General features: G+C 70.8%; 16 protein-coding genes and 1 tRNA gene. 9 read left to right on the top strand and 8 right to left on the bottom strand.

Annotated features, from left to right (window positions below):
* The first annotated feature begins 78 nt into the window (after nucleotides 1-78).
* Nucleotides 79-152, top strand: a tRNA-Asp gene (locus tag AC060L_RS04215).
* Between the two features lie 717 nt (nucleotides 153-869).
* On the opposite strand, the gene bldC is transcribed toward AC060L_RS04215, so the two are convergent.
* Nucleotides 870-1,076, bottom strand: a complete 207-nt coding sequence (gene bldC, locus AC060L_RS04210; RefSeq protein ID WP_014137253.1) for a developmental transcriptional regulator BldC — start codon at nucleotides 1,074-1,076, stop codon at nucleotides 870-872.
* A 595-nt stretch (nucleotides 1,077-1,671) separates the two neighbouring features.
* Nucleotides 1,672-2,565 (bottom strand): DUF8083 family protein, encoded by an 894-nt coding sequence (locus AC060L_RS04205; RefSeq protein ID WP_483797040.1) that lies wholly within the window; start codon nucleotides 2,563-2,565, stop codon nucleotides 1,672-1,674.
* A gap of 162 nt (nucleotides 2,566-2,727) precedes the next feature.
* On the opposite strand from AC060L_RS04205, the gene AC060L_RS04200 reads away from it, so the two are divergent.
* Both AC060L_RS04200 and AC060L_RS04195 read left to right on the top strand, forming a co-directional pair.
* Nucleotides 2,728-3,903: a Glu/Leu/Phe/Val dehydrogenase dimerization domain-containing protein gene (locus AC060L_RS04200; RefSeq protein ID WP_483797039.1), complete on the top strand. Its 1,176-nt coding sequence runs from the start codon at nucleotides 2,728-2,730 to the stop codon at nucleotides 3,901-3,903.
* A 435-nt stretch (nucleotides 3,904-4,338) separates the two neighbouring features.
* Nucleotides 4,339-4,590, top strand: a complete 252-nt coding sequence (locus tag AC060L_RS04195; RefSeq protein WP_483797038.1) for a DUF3073 domain-containing protein — start codon at nucleotides 4,339-4,341, stop codon at nucleotides 4,588-4,590.
* Between the two features lie 177 nt (nucleotides 4,591-4,767).
* On the opposite strand, the gene purM is transcribed toward AC060L_RS04195, so the two are convergent.
* The 3 genes from purM to AC060L_RS04180 form a co-directional block, all read right to left on the bottom strand.
* Entirely contained in the window at nucleotides 4,768-5,838 is a 1,071-nt protein-coding gene (gene purM / locus AC060L_RS04190) for a phosphoribosylformylglycinamidine cyclo-ligase (RefSeq protein WP_483797037.1), read from the bottom strand.
* Nucleotides 5,839-5,957: 119 nt separating this feature from the next.
* A complete protein-coding gene (purF, locus tag AC060L_RS04185) occupies nucleotides 5,958-7,535 on the bottom strand; it encodes an amidophosphoribosyltransferase (RefSeq protein ID WP_483797036.1) in 1,578 nt (525 codons plus the stop codon).
* Between the two features lie 286 nt (nucleotides 7,536-7,821).
* Nucleotides 7,822-8,655, bottom strand: coding sequence for a diacylglycerol kinase (locus AC060L_RS04180; protein ID WP_483797035.1), 834 nt, complete (start codon nucleotides 8,653-8,655; stop codon nucleotides 7,822-7,824).
* Between the two features lie 126 nt (nucleotides 8,656-8,781).
* On the opposite strand from AC060L_RS04180, the gene AC060L_RS04175 reads away from it, so the two are divergent.
* Together AC060L_RS04175 and AC060L_RS04170 are read left to right on the top strand one after the other, a co-directional pair.
* Nucleotides 8,782-10,065, top strand: a complete 1,284-nt coding sequence (locus AC060L_RS04175; RefSeq protein ID WP_483797034.1) for an adenylosuccinate synthase — start codon at nucleotides 8,782-8,784, stop codon at nucleotides 10,063-10,065.
* A gap of 129 nt (nucleotides 10,066-10,194) precedes the next feature.
* A complete protein-coding gene (locus AC060L_RS04170; protein WP_483797033.1) occupies nucleotides 10,195-10,788 on the top strand; it encodes a GNAT family N-acetyltransferase in 594 nt (197 codons plus the stop codon).
* A gap of 13 nt (nucleotides 10,789-10,801) precedes the next feature.
* Here the strand turns inward: AC060L_RS04170 and AC060L_RS04165 are convergent, their stop codons facing one another.
* Complete coding sequence (locus tag AC060L_RS04165; RefSeq protein ID WP_483797032.1) at nucleotides 10,802-11,758, bottom strand: NADP-dependent oxidoreductase; 957 nt, start codon at nucleotides 11,756-11,758, stop codon at nucleotides 10,802-10,804.
* A 95-nt stretch (nucleotides 11,759-11,853) separates the two neighbouring features.
* Between AC060L_RS04165 and AC060L_RS04160 the strand changes: the two genes are divergently transcribed.
* Complete coding sequence (locus AC060L_RS04160) at nucleotides 11,854-12,273, top strand: winged helix-turn-helix transcriptional regulator (protein ID WP_483797031.1); 420 nt, start codon at nucleotides 11,854-11,856, stop codon at nucleotides 12,271-12,273.
* Between the two features lie 85 nt (nucleotides 12,274-12,358).
* Nucleotides 12,359-14,215, top strand: a complete 1,857-nt coding sequence (locus AC060L_RS04155; RefSeq protein WP_483797030.1) for an NHL domain-containing thioredoxin family protein — start codon at nucleotides 12,359-12,361, stop codon at nucleotides 14,213-14,215.
* 93 nt (nucleotides 14,216-14,308) lie between these two features.
* On the opposite strand, the gene AC060L_RS04150 is transcribed toward AC060L_RS04155, so the two are convergent.
* Both AC060L_RS04150 and AC060L_RS04145 read right to left on the bottom strand, forming a co-directional pair.
* Nucleotides 14,309-15,616 carry a M18 family aminopeptidase gene (locus AC060L_RS04150; RefSeq protein WP_483797029.1) on the bottom strand — a complete coding sequence of 436 codons (1,308 nt, stop codon included), beginning with the start codon at nucleotides 15,614-15,616 and terminating at the stop codon, nucleotides 14,309-14,311.
* Nucleotides 15,617-15,885: 269 nt separating this feature from the next.
* Nucleotides 15,886-17,715 (bottom strand): acyl-CoA dehydrogenase, encoded by a 1,830-nt coding sequence (locus tag AC060L_RS04145; RefSeq protein ID WP_483797027.1) that lies wholly within the window; start codon nucleotides 17,713-17,715, stop codon nucleotides 15,886-15,888.
* A gap of 224 nt (nucleotides 17,716-17,939) precedes the next feature.
* On the opposite strand from AC060L_RS04145, the gene AC060L_RS04140 reads away from it, so the two are divergent.
* Both AC060L_RS04140 and AC060L_RS04135 read left to right on the top strand, forming a co-directional pair.
* Nucleotides 17,940-18,476 carry an SseB family protein gene (locus tag AC060L_RS04140; RefSeq protein WP_483797026.1) on the top strand — a complete coding sequence of 179 codons (537 nt, stop codon included), beginning with the start codon at nucleotides 17,940-17,942 and terminating at the stop codon, nucleotides 18,474-18,476.
* Nucleotides 18,477-18,711: 235 nt separating this feature from the next.
* On the top strand, nucleotides 18,712-19,662 hold the full coding sequence (locus AC060L_RS04135; RefSeq protein WP_483797025.1) for a pirin family protein: 951 nt from the start codon (nucleotides 18,712-18,714) through the stop codon (nucleotides 19,660-19,662).
* Nucleotides 19,663-19,737: the final 75 nt, after the last annotated feature.

The following is a 19,737-nucleotide window of genomic DNA, read 5'->3' as shown; positions in this document are numbered from 1 at the left end:
CGGTTCGACCTGGGGGCCCGGAATGCGTTACGATCTGTCTTGTCGCTGCTGAGGGCAACGGCAAGGCAGTAAAAATCTGGTCCTGTGGAGCAGTTGGTTAGCTCGCCACCCTGTCAAGGTGGAGGTCGCGGGTTCAAGTCCCGTCAGGATCGCCGTAAGCGAGAGGCCCGGAACCGTCAGGTTCCGGGCCTCTCGCCGTTCCAGCGGCAGCCCCGGCCGGACCCGACCCCGCGCCGACCCCGCGCCGACCCGGGGCCCGACCCGCCCCCGCCCCCGCCCCCGCCAGATGCACGGCTCACCCCCAGCCGGCACCCAGCGGACTCACAGGACGCATCCCTCCGGCAGGCGACCCCGCTGCCGACCCCGCAGGCGACGGACCGTCAGCCGGCATTATCGCCAGGCTGGTCCAGACCACAACGCGGAACCCTGTGACGGTCGTCACTTATCTTTTCTACAACTCCCCGCCGGTGAACCCCCCCTGCGCAGGGCGTCATTTAATATATAAAATTGTACTGAGTTCCCAGCGAGTTCCCAGCCATTTCGCCATTCCGCCCCACGGAATCAACCCCACCCCGCGTGTCACAATAAGCCTCGGCGGAAGTGTCATTTAATGGTCAAATGTCAGTCATGAAATAGTTGACACTCATTACTTCAGTGGGGTCAGGGAATCCAAACATCCCACCTTTTTCGAATGCACTCTACGCGCGTCATGCAGGTCCGTCGAGCACTCCGCGGGAGAGTCGGGAAGCGCACCGAATGCGGTTCCGGACATGCCGAAAGGGGCCGCTTCCCGGACCCGGCGGAGTCCGGGGAGCGACCCCTTCTGCAAAACGTCGGCAACGGCGGGCTGAGCGGCCCGCCGCAGAGACTCAGGCTTCGGTGCGCTGGGCGGGAATACCGGCCAGCAGGGCACGCACCTCCGCCTCGCGGTACCGGCGGTGGCCGCCGAGCGTGCGGATGGACGTGAGCTTGCCCGCCTTGGCCCACCGGGTGACCGTCTTGGGGTCCACACGGAACATGGTGGCAACCTCTGCCGGCGTCAGCAGAGGTTCAGCGTCAGGGGTACGAGCGGTCATGAGCGGCCTCCTCGGAGAACCGAACCAGGGCGGTTCTATCCTTCAAATTCTGCACCTTGGCCCGCGATGCCCGAAATGGCACAGACGGACCGAGTCGGTTATAGGACGAACGGCTTGTCCTGGTGTCTACAACTACACCATCCGTCCAGCCCTATCGACCAAACCGCCAAAATTGGCCCCTCACGGGTTCAAGAGCGACGGATGGCGATGGAACATCCCATAACGGGCGGTCACGATATCGCGACAACCAGTGATGGCGAGGCCAGACCCGTCGATTCCCCCCAAAGGGCACACTGACCCCAGATCCACCCAAAAGTGGGCAGGAGTGAGGAGAGTTGGGCTGGTTGTCCCATTTTTACCCTTAACGGTTAGTTCACGTCAACGGTGAGTAGTGTCACGTTCGGGAGGTATTGACCCGAACCAGGACCTTGGTCCCAAGAGTCCCGAACATTTCTCCTACATGTCCCACACACGGCCGGAAGTCCCCCGTCCCGGCAGCCCCATTGAGCACCCGTCACCACATCCCCCGTCAGCATCCCCCGGCGGCCTGACAGCCCCGGGACCCCCGCCGTCCGGCCCCCGCCGTCCGACCCCCCTAGTTTGCCTGGCGCAGCGCCTGCACGCGCCGCCAGCGGTCCAGCAGCCCGTGGTAGGCGTCCGCCGCTCCCTCGCTGTCCCCCGCGCGCAGCGCCGCCAGCCCCTCCGCGACCTCGGCGGCCGAGCGGTCGGCCGCCAGCTTCTCGGCGCCCATCAGGTGCACCAGCCCGCCGTAGTCCAGCTCCACCAGCGAACGCGGGTGGAAGTCCTCCAGCCAGCGCCCGGTCTCCTCGGCGCCGAGCGCGAACGCCGTCCCGGACATCCGCTCGCGCAGCACCCGGTAGGCGCGCGCCACCCGCTTGCGGGCCTGCCCCATCGTCGTCAGGTAGAACAGCGCCGCCGGCGTCCCCGGCTGCTCGCCGACGGCCGGCTCGGCCGGGACGAACCTGCGGTCCTCGGCGCCGAACGGCAGGAACCAGCGGAACGGCACCTCCCAACGACTGGTCAGGATCCATGGCCGCGCGTCCGGGTGGGACTTGCGCCAGTTCGTCTGGGCCGCCAGCGCCTGCTCCCGGATCGGCGGCGGCAGCACGGTGTCCAGCAGGTGCGTCGGCAGCGTCTCGCGCAGTTCCTCCAGCGCCTCCCAGGTGCGCATCCGGGTCGACCAGGGGCAGACATAGGTGACACCGTCGACCACCCGGACGAAGGCCTGTCCGCTCTCCTGCTCCGGCAGCGCACGCGGTGTGCGGGCGAGCAGCTCGGCGAGCGCCCCCCGCTGTGCTTCGAGCGCCGCTCTGGCCACCGGTTCGGCGGCGGAGGCCGCGTCCGGGCCCCGGCCCGCGGCGTACTCCTGCCAGCGGGCCCGGTCGGGCTCGGGGTACGCGGCGAGCGGCTCGTACACCCGCAGGTGGGCGGCGTAGGGCGGTAACACCGAGGTGCGCAGTGCGGTCACGCCCTGCATCGTCGCACGGAGCGGTGGCCGCCAGACAGACCGTTATGGAACGGTCTCCACTGATCCTGTCCGAGGGGGCGTGCGCCCGGCACCCCTCGGACTACGCTTCGCATCAGATGCCCGCACCACAGCAGCGGGCCCGCAGATACTGGAGTCACCACAGTGACCGACGTACGCACCGTATCCGCGACGCACCCCGCACCAGGCGTGCTGAGCCGGATCTTCCGTACTGAGCAGGACGGCGCCCCGGGCGACGGACACGAGCAGGTCGTGCTCTGCCACGACCGGTCGTCCGGCCTGAAGGCGATCATCGCCATCCACTCGACCGCCCTGGGCCCGGCCCTCGGCGGCACCCGGTTCCACCAGTACGCCTCCGAGGAGGAGGCGCTGGAGGACGCGCTGCGGCTCTCCCGCGGGATGAGCTACAAGAACGCGCTCGCCGGGCTCGACCTCGGCGGTGGCAAGGCCGTGATCATCGGCAACCCGGCGGCCAAGGCCGACGGCGGCGACAAGTCCGAGGCGCTGCTGCGCGCCTACGGCCGCTTCGTGCAGTCGCTCGCCGGCCGCTACATCACCGCCTGTGACGTGGGCACCTACGTTCAGGACATGGACGTGATCGCCCGCGAGTGCGACCACGTCACCGGCCGCTCCCCCGAGCACGGCGGCGCCGGCGACTCGTCCATCCTGACCGCCTTCGGCGTCTTCCAGGGCATGCGCGCCTCGGCCCAGGCCCGCTGGGGCCAGCCGACGCTGCGCGGCAAGCGGGTCGGCGTCGCGGGTGTCGGCAAGGTCGGCCACTACCTGGTCGGCCACCTGGTGGCGGACGGCGCGACCGTGGTGATCACGGACGTCTCGGAGACCGCCGTCAACCGGGTCCGGGCCTCTCACCCGGACGTCGAGGTGGTCGCCGACACCAAGGCGCTGCTCGACGCCCGCCTGGACGTCTACGCCCCCTGTGCGCTCGGTGGCGCGCTGGACGACGAGACGGTCGGCGCGCTCACCGCGGCCGGCACCTCGGTGATCTGCGGCGCGGCCAACAACCAGCTGGCGCACCCGGGCGTGGAGAAGGACCTGGCCGACCGCGGCATCCTGTACGCGCCCGACTACCTGGTGAACTCCGGCGGCGTGATCCAGGTGGCCGACGAGATCGACGGCTTCAACTTCGAGCGGGCCAAGAACAAGGCCACCAAGATCTTCGACACCACGCTGGAGATCTTCACCCGGGCGACCGCGGACGGCGTGCCGCCGGCCGTGGCCGCGGACCGGCTCGCCGAGCGCCGGATGCGCGAGATCAGCGCGCTGCGCACGATCCTGCTGCCGGGCGCCCGCAAGGGCTGACCGCCGGGCCGGGCCACCAGGCCTGACCGCGCGGCCCCTCGGCACCGCGCCGGTGCCGAACAGGTGCCGGCCACCGCTCCACCGGGCGGTGGTCGGCACCCGATCCGGATCACAATGTGGAACCGGATTCACCGGATGTCCCCCGAACGGGCCCCTCGGACGCCACGGTCGGGGGATAATCGGTCGGAGAACGACGGTCCCGGGCACCGACCGGGCACCCTGCGAATGCCCGGAATGCCCCGCCCGACCAGGAGAGACCTGGTCCCGTGGGGCGACAGTGCGCGCCACGTCACATCGGCGACGTACCGTCCGACGGCGGAAACAGGTACCGTGGATGCTCCAAGGGACGGCTATCCCGCTTAGGGCAAGCCGCTCCTGATCATGAACACGTGTCAGACTCGGGGCCGTGAGCCCCATCGTTGAGGGGGTCGACCCATGGGGCGCGGCCGGGCCAAGGCCAAGCAGACGAAGGTCGCCCGCGAGCTGAAGTACAACGGCGGCGGCTTTGACGCCAACCGTCTGTCCAGCGAGCTGGGCGTTTCACCCGTTCATACCGTCAACCCTGAGCCGGTTGAGGAAGAGGACGAGGACGACCCCTACGCCGCGTACGCGGACTACTACAACGACGACGACGAGGATGACGAGCAGGAGGCCGACGCCGGCCACCAGGCTCGCCGCCGAGTCTGACTCCGCCGCCCTGGCCGGTCCGAGCGCCCACAGCGCCGGGCCGGTTTTCGGCGTCCCCGGATACTTTTCTGCTCCCCTCACCCCCGCGCGGGGGTGAGGGGAGCAGCAGTTCACTCGGGTGAGCCGACGGCCCTCGGTGAGCGGCGGCCGGGGCCCGCGTGGGCCCCGGCCGCCCGACTACGCGTAGTCGCCGTACAGCGCCGCGCCGCCCGCGTACTCGGCGTCCCGGGCCACGATGTCGCCCAGCAGCCAGGCCTCGACGCCGCGGTCCTCCAGGATCGCCAGCACCACGTCGACCGACTCCGGCGGGACCACGGCGACCATGCCGATGCCCATGTTCAGCGTCTTCTCGATCTCCAGCGTCTGCATCCGGCCGACCTCGGCGACGGTCTGGAAGACCGGCAGCGGGGTCCAGGTGCCGCGGTCCAGGCGGGCGTGCAGGCCGTCCGGGATCACCCGGGCCAGGTTGGCCGCCAGGCCCCCGCCGGTGACGTGCGAGAAGGCGTGGATCTCGGTCGCGCGGGTGAGCGCCAGGCAGTCCAGCGAGTAGATCCGGGTCGGCTCCAGCAGCTCCTCGCCGAGCGTGCGGCCGAACTCGGCCACCTCGCGGTCGAGCTTCCAGCCGGCCTCGTTCAGCAGCACGTGGCGCACCAGCGAGTAGCCGTTGGAGTGCAGGCCGGAGGCGGCCATCGCGATCACCACGTCGCCCGCGCGGACCCGCTCGGCGCCGAGCAGCCGGTCGGCCTCGACGACGCCGGTGCCGGCGCCCGCCACGTCGTACTCGTCCGGCCCGAGCAGGCCCGGGTGCTCGGCGGTCTCGCCGCCGACCAGCGCGCAGCCGGCCAGCACGCAGCCCTCGGCGATGCCCTTGACGATCTGGGCGACCCGCTCGGGGTGCACCTTGCCGACGCAGATGTAGTCGGTCATGAAGAGCGGCTCGGCGCCGCAGACCACCAGGTCGTCGACGACCATGCCGACCAGGTCGTGGCCGATCGTGTCGTGCTTGTCCATCGCGGCGGCGAGCGCGACCTTGGTGCCCACGCCGTCGGTGGCGGAGGCCAGCAGCGGGCGCTCGTAGCGCTTGAGGGCGGAGATGTCGAAGAGGCCGGCGAAGCCGCCGAGGCCGCCGACCACCTCGGGCCGGTTGGTCTTCTTCACCCACTCCTTCATGAGCTCAACCGCGCGGTCGCCCGCCTCGATGTCGACTCCGGCGGCGGCGTAGGTGGCGCCACTCTCGTTGCTGGTCACTGCGGCCCTCTCGGGTCTGTGGGGGGTTGCCAACAGCTGGTGTGCAACAGCTGGGTGGTGTCAGCAGCCTTGGCTGCTAACAGCAGCGGGGCCCCGGTCGGGGCCCCGCTCCTTGGGTACTACGGGCGGCGCAGCGCGTCGGCCGCTCCGTGACCGCCGAGCAGGGACTGCACCCCGTCGAGGTCGGAAGTCGGCTTGCCGCGCACCGCGGGCTTCTGCTGACTGCCGGCGATCTCGGCCTCCAGCAGGAGTTTGCCGAGCAGCGCCGGATCCGGCAGCTCCATCGGGTACTCGCCGTCGAAGCAGGCCCGGCAGAGCCGGTCCTTCGGCTGCTTGGTGGCCTCGATCATGCCGTCGATCGAGATGTAGGCGAGCGAGTCCGCGCCGAGCGTGCGGCCGATCTCCTCGACCGTCATGCCGTTCGCGATCAGCTCGGCCCGGGTGGCGAAGTCGATGCCGAAGAAGCACGGCCACTTCACCGGCGGCGAGGAGATCCGGATGTGCACCTCGGCGGCGCCCGCCTCGCGCAGCATCCGGACCAGCGCGCGCTGGGTGTTGCCGCGCACGATCGAGTCATCGACGACGACCAGGCGCTTGCCCTGGATGACCTCGCGCAGCGGGTTCAGCTTGAGCCGGATGCCGAGCTGGCGGATCGTCTGGCTGGGCTGGATGAAGGTGCGCCCGACGTAGGCGTTCTTCACCAGGCCGGAGCCGTACGGGATCCCGCTGGCCTCGGCGTACCCGATCGCGGCGGGGGTGCCGGACTCGGGCGTCGCTATCACCATGTCCGCCTCGACCGGCGCCTCGGCGGCCAGTCGGCGGCCCATCTCGACCCGCGACAGGTGCACGTTGCGCCCGGCGATCGTGGTGTCGGGACGGGCCAGGTAGACGTACTCGAAGACGCAGCCCTTGGGCTTGGCCTCGGCGAAGCGCGAGGTGCGCAGGCCGTTCTCGTCGACCGCGATCAGCTCGCCCGGCTCCACCTCACGGATGAAGCTGGCGCCGCAGATGTCGAGGGCGGCGGTCTCCGAGGCGATCACCCAGCCGCGCTCCAGCCGGCCGAGCACCAGCGGGCGGATGCCCTGCGGGTCACGGGCCGCGTAGAGCGTGTGCTCGTCCATGAAGACGAGCGAGAAGGCGCCCTTGACGCTGGGCAGCACCTGGCGGGCCGTCTCCTCGATGGAGAGGTCCGGGTGGCCGGCCAGCAGCGCGGTCACCAGGTCGGTGTCGTTGGTCGCGGCGGTCCGGCCGGAGCGCGAGATGTGCTCCTCGCCGGGCAGTTCGGCGACCATCGCCGCGAGTTCGGCGGTGTTGACCAGGTTTCCGTTGTGGCCGAGGGCCAGCGAACCGTGAGCGGTCGCCCGGAAGGTCGGCTGGGCGTTCTCCCAGACCGAGGACCCGGTGGTCGAGTAGCGGGCATGTCCAACGGCGATATGCCCGTGCAAGGACCCCAGGGATGCCTCGTCGAAGACCTGGGAGACGAGTCCCATGTCCTTGAAGACGAGAATCTGGGAGCCATTGCTCACTGCGATGCCCGCGGATTCCTGACCGCGGTGCTGCAGGGCATAGAGGCCGAAGTACGTGAGCTTGGCGACCTCCTCGCCGGGAGCCCAGACACCGAAGACGCCGCAAGCGTCCTGGGGGCCTTTCTCACCGGGAAGAAGATCGTGGTTGAGTCTTCCGTCACCACGTGGCACGTCTTCGAGTCTAGGGCAGTTGGCACAGGCTTCCGGAACGGGGACGGCGCGCGAACTGGCGAAATCGACCGCGACGCGCGTAGATTCAGCCCCTTACCATGCCGCTCGGGCAGGCAGGATACGGAACACCGCGCTCCGGGCGTGACTCTGGTCACCCTGCCACCACCCGGCCGCCGACCCGTCGGCCATCCGGTGCCCACCGGCAATCCGGCGGTCATCCGGCAGCAATCCGGCGGCGATCCGGGCGGTCACCCGGCGGCGATCCGGGCGGTCACCCCGCGGGCGGTCACCCCGCGGGCAGCAGCAGCCGCCAGGCCTGTGGCCGCGCCGTCCAGGTCCGGGCCGGCACCGGGCCGACCGGGCAGCCGTCCGCCTCGTACCCGAAGGTGCGGCCGACCACCGTGATGCTGGACGCCCGCACCCGCAGCAGCGCGCCGCCGGGCCCGGCCGGGCGGACCACCACCTCGGCCGCCGCCGAGCCGGCCGGCAGCCGCAGCGCGACCAGCCGCAGCGGACGGCCCGCACCGCCCAGCGGTCGCCCGTCCGCCTCGACCCGCAGTCGGGCCCCTTGGGCCTCCACCTGCTCGGCCGCAATCAATTTCGCCCACAGCGAACGCCAACCGCCCGGTTGGCCCTGCCGCCGGCCGGGGATCCTGACCTCCCCGAGCACCACGCCGTCGCCGTCGTCGAGCAGCAGCCCGAGCTGCCTGGGCACCCCGGCGAGCACCGCGCGGGCCGCCGCCACCGGCTCCACCGGCACGCCGAACGAACGGGCCAGCAGCACCGCCCGCTCCTCGCCGACCGGCACCAGGCCGACCGGCGCGGCGCCCAACTCGCCCTGCCGGTGCAGCGCCTGCACCACCCGCTGGAGCGTCAGGTCCGAGCCGACCACCACCGGCCGGCGCCGGCCCCGGTGCGAGAGCACCCGCTCCAGCTCGGTGACGCTCTCCGGCACCACGACCTTGACGTCCGCGCCGCCCGCCAGCACGTCACGGGCGATCCGCACCGCCTCGCCGTCCACCGCGCGCGCGACCGGGTCGAGCAGCAGCAACAGTGGTGTGCAACCGGGCGGGCCCGCGGCGTCGGAGGGTTGGGGGGCGGGCGTGGACAGGGACGACACGACCGGTCCTTCCTCAGGTAATCTCTCGGTGCAAGAGCCCCTTGCGCTATTGCGCCAGGGGCTTCGTCTATCTCGGGGCAGACTGCGGCCTACGCAGGATGCCCCAACCGGAAGGGGTGTACGCCTGTGCCGGCACTCGTGCTCGTTGGCGCCCAGTGGGGAGACGAGGGCAAGGGGAAGGCGACGGACCTCCTCGGCGGCTCCGTCGACTACGTCGTCCGCTACCAGGGCGGCAACAACGCCGGCCACACGGTGGTCATCGGCGACCAGAAGTACGCGCTGCACCTGCTGCCTTCCGGCATCCTGAGCTCGAACGTCGTGCCGGTGATCGGCAACGGCGTGGTGATCGACCCGGGCGTGCTGCTCTCCGAGCTGGCCGGCCTGAACGAGCGCGGCATCGACACCTCCAAGCTGCTGATCTCGGGCAACGCCCACCTGATCACCCCGTACCACCGCACCCTGGACAAGGTCACCGAGCGGTTCCTGGGCAAGCGCAAGATCGGCACCACCGGTCGCGGGATCGGCCCGGCCTACGCCGACAAGATCAACCGCATCGGCATCCGGGTGCAGGACCTCTTCGACGAGTCGATCCTGCGCCAGAAGGTCGAAGCCGCGCTGGACCACAAGAACCAGATCCTGGTCAAGCTCTACAACCGCCGCGCGATGCCGGCCGACCTGGTGGTCCAGGAGTACCTGGGCTACGCCGAGAAGATCCGCCCGTTCCTGGCCGACACCACGCTGGTGCTGGACGAGGCGCTCAAGGCGAACAAGGTGGTCCTGCTGGAGGGCGGCCAGGGCACCCTGCTGGACGTGGACCACGGCACGTACCCGTTCGTCACCTCGTCCAACCCGACCTCCGGCGGCGCCTGCACCGGTGCCGGCATCGGCCCGACCAAGATCGACCGGGTCATCGGCATCCTCAAGGCGTACACCACCCGCGTCGGCTCGGGCCCGTTCCCGACCGAGCTGCTGGACGCCGACGGCGAGGCGTTGCGCCGGATCGGCGGCGAGCGCGGCGTGACCACCGGCCGTGACCGGCGCTGCGGCTGGTTCGACGCGGTGATCGCGCGCTACGCGACCCGGGTCAACGGCCTGACCGACTTCTTCCTGACCAAGCTCGACGTGCTCACCGGCTGGGAGCAGATCCCGGTCTGCGTCGCCTACGAGATCGACGGCAAGCGGGTCGAGGAGCTGCCGTACAACCAGTCCGACTTCCACCACGCGAAGCCGATCTACGAGACGCTGCCGGGCTGGACCGAGGACATCAGCAAGGCGCAGACCTTCGCCGATCTGCCGAAGAACGCGCAGGCCTACGTGAAGGCGCTGGAGGAGATGTCGGGCGCGCCGATCTCCGCGATCGGCGTCGGCCCCGGCCGGACCGAGACGATCCAGATCAACTCGTTCATCTGAGTTCAGCTGATCAAGGCCGCCGAAAAGCCCCGCACCGACCGTGGTGCGGGGCTTTTTCGCGGGCTGCCAGCTTTGCACTAAGTCAATAATCTATTGCACCTAGTTCGTACTGTGGCTACGGTGTGCGGCATGACCGCGAAACACCCTGCCCCCGTCACCCTCACCGGTAGCCACGTCCGCCTGGAGCCGCTCGGCCGCGCGCACACCGCCGACCTCTTCCGGGCCGCCGGCCAGGACGAGGAGGTGTTCCGCTGGCTCCCGTGGAGCGCCCCGCAGACCGAGTCCGAGATGGCCGCGATCGTCGACGGCTACCTGGCCAACCCCGGCTGCGAGCCGTTCGCCGTGGTCGAGGCCGGCAGCGGCCGCGCGGTCGGCGTCAGCTGCTTCTACGACGTCAACGTCACCGACGAGTGGGTGGAGATCGGCGGCACCTGGTACGCCCGCTCGGTCTGGCGCAGCGCCGTCAACACCGAGGCCAAGCTGCTGCTGCTCACCCACGCCTACGAGGAGCTCGGGATGGGCCGGGTGATGTGGAAGACCGACATCCGCAACGAGCGCTCGCAGAACGCGATCCGCCGCCTCGGCGCGCAGTACGAGGGCACCTTCCGCCGGGCCCGGAAGCGCAAGGACGGCAGCTGGCGGGACAGCGTCTACTTCTCGATGCTGATCGACGAGTGGCCGGCCGCCAAGGCACGGCTGACCGAGCGGCTGGCCAAGGGCTGACGCCGGGCCCGGCTCACGCCCAGCTCAGCACCACCTTCCCCTGGGTGCGCCCCGAGCCGACCAGCTCGAAGCCCTTCGCCGCCTCGGCGAAGGGCAGCACCTCGGCCAGCTCCACCCGCAGCCGCTCCGCCCCGATCAGCTCGACCAGCCCGCGCAGCCCGATCTGGTCCGGCTCGACCAGCACGTCGGTGATCCGCCGACCGGTCGTCCGGGCCAGCTCGGCCGCCGCCGGGTCCACCCCGCCCGGCACCGCGACCAGCAGCCCACCCTCCCGCAGCGTGCGCAGCGAGCGCAGCTGGTGCTCGGGGTCGCCGATGTTGTCGACCACGACGTCCACCTCGCCGACCGACTCCTCGAACGGGCCCGCGGTGTAGTCCACCACCTGGTCGGCCCCGATCCCGAGCAGGAACTCGTGCTTGGCCGCCCGCGCCGTTCCGATCACGTACGCGCCCCTGGCCTTGGCGATCTGCACCGCGAGGTGGCCCACCCCGCCGGCGGCCGCGTGCACCAGCACCCGCTGGCCCGCCCTCACCTCGGCCGTGTCCACGATGATCTGCCAGGCCGTCAGCCCGGCCAGCGGCAGCGCGGCCGCCTCGGCGTGGCTCAGCCCGGCCGGCTTGCGGACGAACTGCCGCGAGGGTGCGGCCACGTACTCGGCGAATCCGCCCGCCAGCCGCGGGAAGAGCGGCATCCCGAAGACCTCGTCGCCCACCTTGAGCGTGGTCACCCCGAAGCCGACCGCCTCGACCGTCCCGCTGACGTCCCAGCCCAGCGTGTACGGCGGCTCGCCGTAGTACCAGGCGAGACCCTCGCCCTTGCTCGTCTTCACGTCCACCGGGTTGATCCCGGCCGCGTGCACCCTGACCAGTACCTCCGTCGGACCGGCCTCGGGCCGGTCGGTGCGCGCGATCCGCAGCACCTCCGGCGTACCGAAAACGTCCTGGGTCAGCGCGTTCATCTGCTTCGTCATGCCACCAGGCTCGCCGGGCGCCCCGCGCCCGACCAGACGGAACCTCCGGGTACCTGCCCGGAATACCCCCCGCCACCTGCACCGTTACCCGGCACATGAAGGAGAGTGACGAGGACCGCTGCCCCTGCCGCCCCCTGCTGGACCGGCTCGGCGACCGCTGGTCGGCCCTGCTGCTGGTGACGCTGCAGGACGGCCCGGCCTGCTACGGCGACCTGGAGCGCCGGATCGGCGACATCAGCCGCAAGGTCCTCACCCAGAAACTGCGCAGCCTGGAGCGCGACGGCCTGGTCACCCGCACCGTGCTGGACGGCCCGGTGCTGCGGGTCCGCTACGAACTCAGCCCACTCGGCCGGACCCTGGCCGAGCCGCTGAACGCGATCCGCGGCTGGATCGACACCCACCAACCCACCGTGGAGGCCAACCAGCGCGCCTTCGACACCGGCGCCGCCACCCCGGGCGTCACCGAACTACGCCGCCGCACAGCCGTCTTCGCCCGCCGCCCGGCCCTCCTCTGACGCGCCACCGCCCGACAGCCGGTAGCCGGAAGCGCGTAGTCCGGTCCCGGAATGCGCAGGGGGCGCGATGCGGTTGGATGAGGACATGGCTTCTCGTGCACGCGTCCGCGCCCCTGAACTCGTCGGCAAGGGCGGATGGCTCAACACCGGCGGTAAAGATCTGACCCTGGCCGACCTGCGCGGCAAGATCGTGATCGCGGACTTCTGGACCTTCTGCTGCATCAACTGTCTGCACGTCCTCGACGAGCTGCGTGAGCTGGAGGAGAAGCACCGCGACACGGTCGTGATCGTCGGCGTGCACTCGCCGAAGTTCGTGCACGAGGCCGACCACCAGGCGGTGGTCGATGCGGTGGCCCGGTACGAGGTCGAGCACCCGGTGCTGGACGACCCGGAGCTGGTCACCTGGAAGCAGTACGCGGTGCGGGCCTGGCCGACGCTGGTGGTGATCGACCCCGAGGGGTACGTGGTCGCGCAGCACGCGGGCGAGGGGCACGCGCACGCGATCGAGCGGCTGGTCGAGGAGCTGGAGACCGAGCACGCCGCGAAGGGCACGCTGCGCCGCGGCGACGGTCCGTACGTGGCGCCGGAGCCGGTGGCCGGGGCGCTGAAGTTCCCCGGCAAGGCGGTCCGGCTGCCCGGCGGCGGGTTCCTGGTGGCCGACTCCGGGCACCACTCGCTGGTCGAGCTGGCCGAGGACGGCGAGACGGTGCTGCGCCGGATCGGCGACGGCGAGCGCGGGTTCGCGGACGGCGGGGCGGCGAGCGCCCGGTTCAGCGAGCCGCAGGGGCTGGCGCTGGTCCCGCAGGACCTCGACCTCGGGTACGACGTGGTGGTCGCCGACACCGTGAACCACGCGCTGCGCGGCGTGCGGCTCTCCGACGGCGCGGTGACCACGCTGGCCGGCACCGGCCGGCAGTGGTGGCAGGGCTCGCCGACCGAGGGCCCGGCCCGCGAGGTGGACCTCTCCTCGCCGTGGGACGTCGCGTTCTTCGACGGCCGGGTCTGGATCGCGATGGCCGGCGTGCACCAGCTCTGGGCCTACGACCCGGCGGCCGAGGCGGTTGCGGTCGCGGCCGGCACCACGAACGAGGGCCTGGTGGACGGCCCGGCAGCGGAGGCCTGGTTCGCCCAGCCGTCCGGCCTCGCGGTCTCGGCGGACGGCTCCAAGCTCTGGGTCGCCGACTCGGAGACCTCCGCGGTGCGGTGGCTCCAGAAATCAGGTGGGGCACGTGAAACCATGACGGTCCACACCGCCGTCGGCACCGGCCTGTTCGACTTCGGCATCCGGGACGGCGCGGCCGACCAGGCGCTGCTCCAGCACCCGCTCGGCGTCACCGTGCTGCCGGACGGCTCGGTCGCGATCGCCGACACGTACAACCACGCGCTGCGCCGCTACACCCCGCCGACCCGGGAGGGGGAGCCTGGCGAGGTCAGCACGCTCGCCACCGACCTGCGCGAGCCCTCCGGCGCGGTCCTGGTGGACGGGGACATCGTGGTGGTCGAGTCGGCCCGGCACCGGCTGACCCGGCTGCGGCTGCCCGAGGAGGCCGTCCGGGTCGAGTCCGTCGCGCACCGCACCCAGCGCGCGGCGACCGAGGTCGCGCCGGGAACGCTGCGGCTGGACGTCGTCTTCAGCGCCCCGAGCGGGCAGAAGCTGGACGAGCGCTACGGTCCCTCGACCCGGCTGCTGGTCAGTTCGACCCCGCCCGAGCTGCTCGTCTCCGGCGCGGGTGCGGACAGCGCGCTCAGCCGTGAGCTGGTGCTCTCCGCCGAGCTGACCGAGGGCGTGCTGCACGTCTCCGCGATGGCGGCGTCCTGTGACGACGATCCGGAGATCGAGTACCCGGCCTGCCACGTGCACCAGCAGGACTGGGGCGTGCCGGTGAAGCTGGTGGCCGGCGGCGCCACCCGGCTGCCGCTGGTGCTGGCCGGCATGGAGTAGCGGCTGCCGGAGCAGCGGCTACTCGGGGGGCCGGCCGGCCCGGCCCCCCACCCGGCCCCCCAGTTGGGCCCCGAAGGCTCAGCCCGCCGGGAATCAGCCCTCCAGGAACGCCTTGATCGCGCTGGCCAGCAGGTACGGGTCCTCGGCGCCGCACAGCTCACGCGCCGAGTGCATGGAGAGCGCCGCGATTCCGCAGTCCACCGTGGTGATGCCGAGCCGGGCCGCGGTGATCGGGCCGATCGTGGTGCCGCACGGCATCGCGTTGTTCGAGACGAAGGTCTGCCACGGGACGCCGGCCTTCTCGCAGGCGGTCGCGAAGACGGCCCGGCCGACGCCGTCGGTGGCGTACCGGTTGTTGACGTTCACCTTGAGGATCGGGCCGCCGTTGGGCACCGGCTGGTGGCCCGGCTCGTGCCGCTCGGTGTAGTTGGGGTGCACCGCGTGGCCCATGTCCGAGGAGAGGCAGACGGTGCCGGCCAGCGCCCGGGAGCGGTCCTCGGCGCTGCCGCCGCGCGCGTGGACGCTGCGCTCCAGCACGTTGCCGAGCAGCGGGCCCTGCGCGCCGGTGTCCGACTCGCTGCCGGTCTCCTCGTGGTCGAACGCGGCCATCACCGGGATGTACGGCAGCTCGTCGGCGCCCTCGGCGACGGCCACCGCGGCGAGCGCGGCGGCGGCGGCGTGCACCGAGAGCAGGTTGTCCAGCCGGGGCGCGGCCAGCAGCTCGCGGTCCCGGCCCAGGTAGGACGGCGGCTGGACGTCATGGGTCATCAGATCCCAGCCCAGCACGTCGGCGGCGTCCACCCCGGCGCGCTCGGCGACGTAGGCGATCAGGCTGCCCTCGTCCACCGCGCCCAGACCCCAGATCGGGGTCAGGTGGCGCTGCTTGTCCAGCTTGAGCCCCTCGTTGACCTGCCGGTCGAGGTGGATCGCCAGCTGCGGCACCCGCAGCAGCGGCTCGTCCAGCTGCACCAGCCGCGTCGACCCGTCACGCAGCACCAGCCGGCCGGACAGCCCCAGGTCCCGGTCCAGCCAGGTGTTCAGCGGCACCCCGCCGTAGATCTCCACCGCCACCTGCCGCCAGCCCGACGTGCCGGTGTCCGGCAGCGGCTTGACGCGCAGGTTCGGCGAGTCGGTATGGGTGCCGACCACCCGGAACGGCGTCGACGGGCGCGCGCCCTGCGGCACGTACCAGGCGATCAGCGCACCGCCCCTGACGACGTATCGGCCGCCGGCCGTGCCCTCCCACGCATCGGTCTCGGCGACCTGGCGGAAGCCCGCCTTCTCCAGCCGCTCGGCCGCCCCGGCCACCGCGTGGTACGGAGAGGGTGCGGCAGCCAGATAGGCGATCAGGTCGTCGGTGTGGGTCCGGTCGAAGAAGACCGGTCGATCGGCGGTCGACATGCTGCTCCTGAGTCGAGGGATTGCGGGAGCCGGTGGGGAGGGGCTTCCCACCCCGAGCATATGCCCGTACACCGACAGGGCGGTCAAAAGTTCATTCGGGATCGGGCCCCGGGCAACGAACCCCGTGGCAGAGCCCGCCACGGTATCCGCACGAACACCGGACCGTATCCGCAACAGCACGGTACGGGAGCCGGAACAGCACTGTGGGGCCCGGTGAACACCGGGCCCCACAGTGCTGAGGGTGTGTCAGGCGGTCAGTGCGAAGCCGCTCAGAAAGCGTCCTCGGCCAGCTCCATGACGTCCAGGTCGATGTTCTCGGCGATCAGGCGCTGCGCGCTGACCGTCGGGAGCACGGTGCGGGCGAAGAACTGCGCGCCGGCCACCTTGCCCTGGTAGAACGCGAGGTCCTTGCCGGTGGCGCCGGCCTCGATCTTGGCGAGCGCGACGACGGCCTGGCGCAGCAGCAGCCAGCCGACCACGACGTCGCCGGAGACCAGCAGCAGGCGGGTGGTGTTCAGGCCCACCTTGTGCATGTTCTTGACGTCCTGCTCGACCGCGGACAGGTCGGCCAGCGTCTTGCCGACGATGGCCTCCAGGTCGCCGGCGGCCTTGGCGAGCAGCTCGCGCTCGCCCGCCAGGGCGTCGCCGCCCTCGCCGGCACCGAGGAACTTCTGGATCTGCTCGGAGACCGCGGTGAGCGCCTGGCCGCCGTCCTTGACGATCTTGCGGAAGAAGAAGTCCAGGCCCTGGATCGCGGTGGTGCCCTCGTAGAGGGTGTCGATCTTGGCGTCCCGGATGTACTGCTCGATCGGGTACTCCTGCAGGAAGCCGGAGCCGCCGAAGGTCTGCAGCGACTGGGCGAGCTGCTCGTAGGACTTCTCCGAGCCGTAGCCCTTGACGATCGGCAGCAGGAGGTCGTTGAGGCGCTCGGCGGCCTCGTCCTTCTCGCCGCGCAGGCGGGCGGCGACCATGTCGTCCTGCACCGAGGCGGTGTAGAGGACCAGGGCGCGCATGCCCTCGGCGTACGCCTTCTGGGTCAGCAGCGAGCGGCGCACGTCCGCGTGGTGCGTGATGGTGACGCGCGGCGCGTTCTTGTCCAGGAAGTTGGACAGGTCGGCGCCCTGCACGCGCTCCTTGGCGTACTCCAGCGCGTTCAGGTAGCCGGTGGAGAGGGTGGCGATGGCCTTCGTGCCGACCATCATCCGGGCGAACTCGATGATCTTGAACATCTGGCGGATGCCGTCAACGGTCTCGCCGACCAGCCAGCCCTTGGCCGGGTGCTTGGCGCCGAAGGTCATCTCGCAGGTGTTCGAGGCCTTCAGGCCCATCTTGTGCTCGACGTTGGTCGCGTAGGCACCGTTGCGCTCGCCGAGCTCGCCGGTCTCCCAGTCGAAGTCGAACTTGGGGACGATGTACAGGCCCAGGCCCTTGGTGCCCGGCTTGCCGCCCTCGGGGCGGGCCAGCACCAGGTGGATGATGTTCTCGGACATGTCGTGCTCGCCCGAGGTGATGAAGCGCTTGACGCCCTCGATGTGCCAGGAGCCGTCCTCCTGCTTGATCGCCTTCGTGCGGCCGGCGCCCACGTCGGAGCCCGCGTCGGGCTCGGTCAGCACCATGGTGGCGCCCCAGAGCCGCTCGGTCATCCGCTTGGCGATCTTCTGCTGCTCCTCGGTGCCCTCGTCGAAGACGACGCCGGCGAAGGCCGGGCCGGAGGAGTACATCCAGATCGCCGGGTTCGAGCCCAGGATCTGCTCGGCGTAGGCCCAGATCAGCGACGACGGGGTGACCTGGCCACCGATCTCGGCCGGGATGCCCAGGCGCCACCACTCGGCGTCCATGTAGGCGTCGTAGCTCTTCTTGAAGCTGGCCGGGACCGGCGCCGTGTTGGTCTCCGGGTCGAAGACCGGCGGGTTGCGGTCGGCGTCGACGAAGGAGGCGGCGAGGTCGTTCTCGGCCAGCCGCGAGATCTCGCTGAGGATGCTCTTCGCGGTGTCGACGTCCATGTCGGCGAACGGACCGGTGCCGTACACCTGGTCGCGGCCGAACACCTCGAAGAGGTTGAACTCCACGTCCCGCAGGTTGGACTTGTAGTGACCCATGGCCGTCTCTCCGGTTCGTCGCTCCGGGTGCGCCTCGGTTTCAGGGCGCCCCTACCCGCCAGTAAAGCCCATGATGCTACCCGGTAGTAACTTCTTCAAGTCCCCAGCCGTGAATCCGGCGTGAACGCAGTCACGTCCGTAGTCGTGTCCTGACATCCCTTCCCCTCGTCACCTTGTCCGATTCAGCCGCCCCACCAACAGGCTGGGCCCAGTAGCCTGTCCGTGTGTACGGCTATGAGCAGAGCGCATCCGGCGCGAACGGCGGCTACCCGGGCGACCCCTACCAGCAGGCGGGCCAGCAGGGCATGGGCGGCATGTACGGCCAGCCCGGCTACGACGCGGCGGCCGGCGGTTACAGCGGCCAGGGGCAGAGCGCCGGGCAGTCGCTCTACCCCGAACCCTCGCCGCCCTCGCTGGCCGACGCCGTGCGCGCCTTCACCACCGGCTCGATGCCGGTCGAGGACTTCCAGGCCATCTTCATCACCTCGAAGGTGCACTGCCCGCGCGGCGACCGCCCCGGGTTCCTGGCGCTGCACAACACCCCGACCCCGGTGATCCCGATGTTCAGCTCGCTCAAGGAGCTGCGGCGGTACGCGGGCAAGGACTCCAAGCACTTCAGCGTCTCCGGCGCCGAGGTGCTGGACCTGCTGCCGACCGGATACGGCTTCGCGCTGGACATGGAGGGCGAGCACCGGATGGTGTTCGACGCCAAGGCCGTGGAGCAGATGGTCGACTTCACCATGCGCCGGATGTACGGCTGAGGCCGCACCCCTGAGGCCGCACCCCTGAGGCCGCACCCCTGAGGCCGCACCCCTGAGGCCGCAGCACTGAGGCCGCCGGCCCGCTGAACCCGCCACCGGGAGACCCATGGCACCCGCTTGGGACCATGGTTGAAACTTCAACTTGCCTCTTGTTGATTATTGAACTAATCTCGTGGACACAGGCCGAAGAGCTGCCGGGAACGGCAGCCCCTCACCACCCCCGAAGGAGGCCGACATGCCAGCCGTGACCGTCGACAACCCGCTTGTTCTGCCGCGCATCGCGGCGCCCGCCGAAGGCTCCCAGTCGCGTCCCGTGCTGGCCGTCTCGACCGCGCCCAGCGGCTTCGAGGGCGAGGGCTTCCCGGTCCGTCGCGCCTTCGCCAAGATCAACCAGAAGTACCTGGACCCGTTCATCATGATGGACCAGATGGGCGAGGTGGAGTACGAGGTCGGCGAGGCCAAGGGCACCCCCTGGCACCCGCACCGCGGCTTCGAGACCGTCACGTACCTGCTGGACGGCACCTTCGTCCACCAGGACTCGCACGGTGGCGGCGGCGTCATCAGCGACGGTGACACCCAGTGGATGACGGCGGGCTCCGGCCTGCTGCACATCGAGGCCCCGCCGGAGGCGCTGGTCATGTCCGGCGGCCTCTTCCACGGCCTGCAGCTCTGGGTGAACCTGCCCGCTGCGGACAAGATGATCGCGCCGAAGTACCAGGACATCCGCGGCAGCAACGTGAAGCTGCTCGCCTCCGCGGACGGCGGTGGCCTGGTGCGCCTCATCGCCGGCGAGGTCGCGGGCCACCAGGGCCCGGGGGCGACGCACACGCCGATCACGATGATCCACGTGTCCGTGAACCCCGGTGCGCAGATCACGCTGCCCTGGCGGACCGACTTCAACGCGCTCGCCTACGGCCTGGCCGGCAGCGGCTCGGCGGGCACCGAGCGGCGCCCGTTCCACATGGGCCAGTCCGTGGTCTTCGGCGAGGGCAACTCGGTGACCATCCGGGCGGACGAGGTGCAGGACTCGCGCAGCGCCAACTTCGAGGTGGTGCTGCTCGGCGGCCTGCCGATCCGCGAGCCGGTCGCCCACTACGGCCCGTTCGTGATGAACAGCCACACCGAGCTGGTGCAGGCGATGGAGGACTTCCAGGCCGGCCGGCTCGGAACGATCCCGGCGTCCTGACCGCCGCTGCGACACCGTGCCGGGCCCGGACCCCCCCCCAAGGGGGGGCGGGACAGGACCTTTCTGTCGTCAGCG

Source organism: Kitasatospora sp. NEAU-69, from assembly GCF_057158765.1.
The sequence above is the reverse complement of the archived record's forward strand: the minus strand, read 5'-3'. Positions and strand labels throughout refer to the sequence as shown.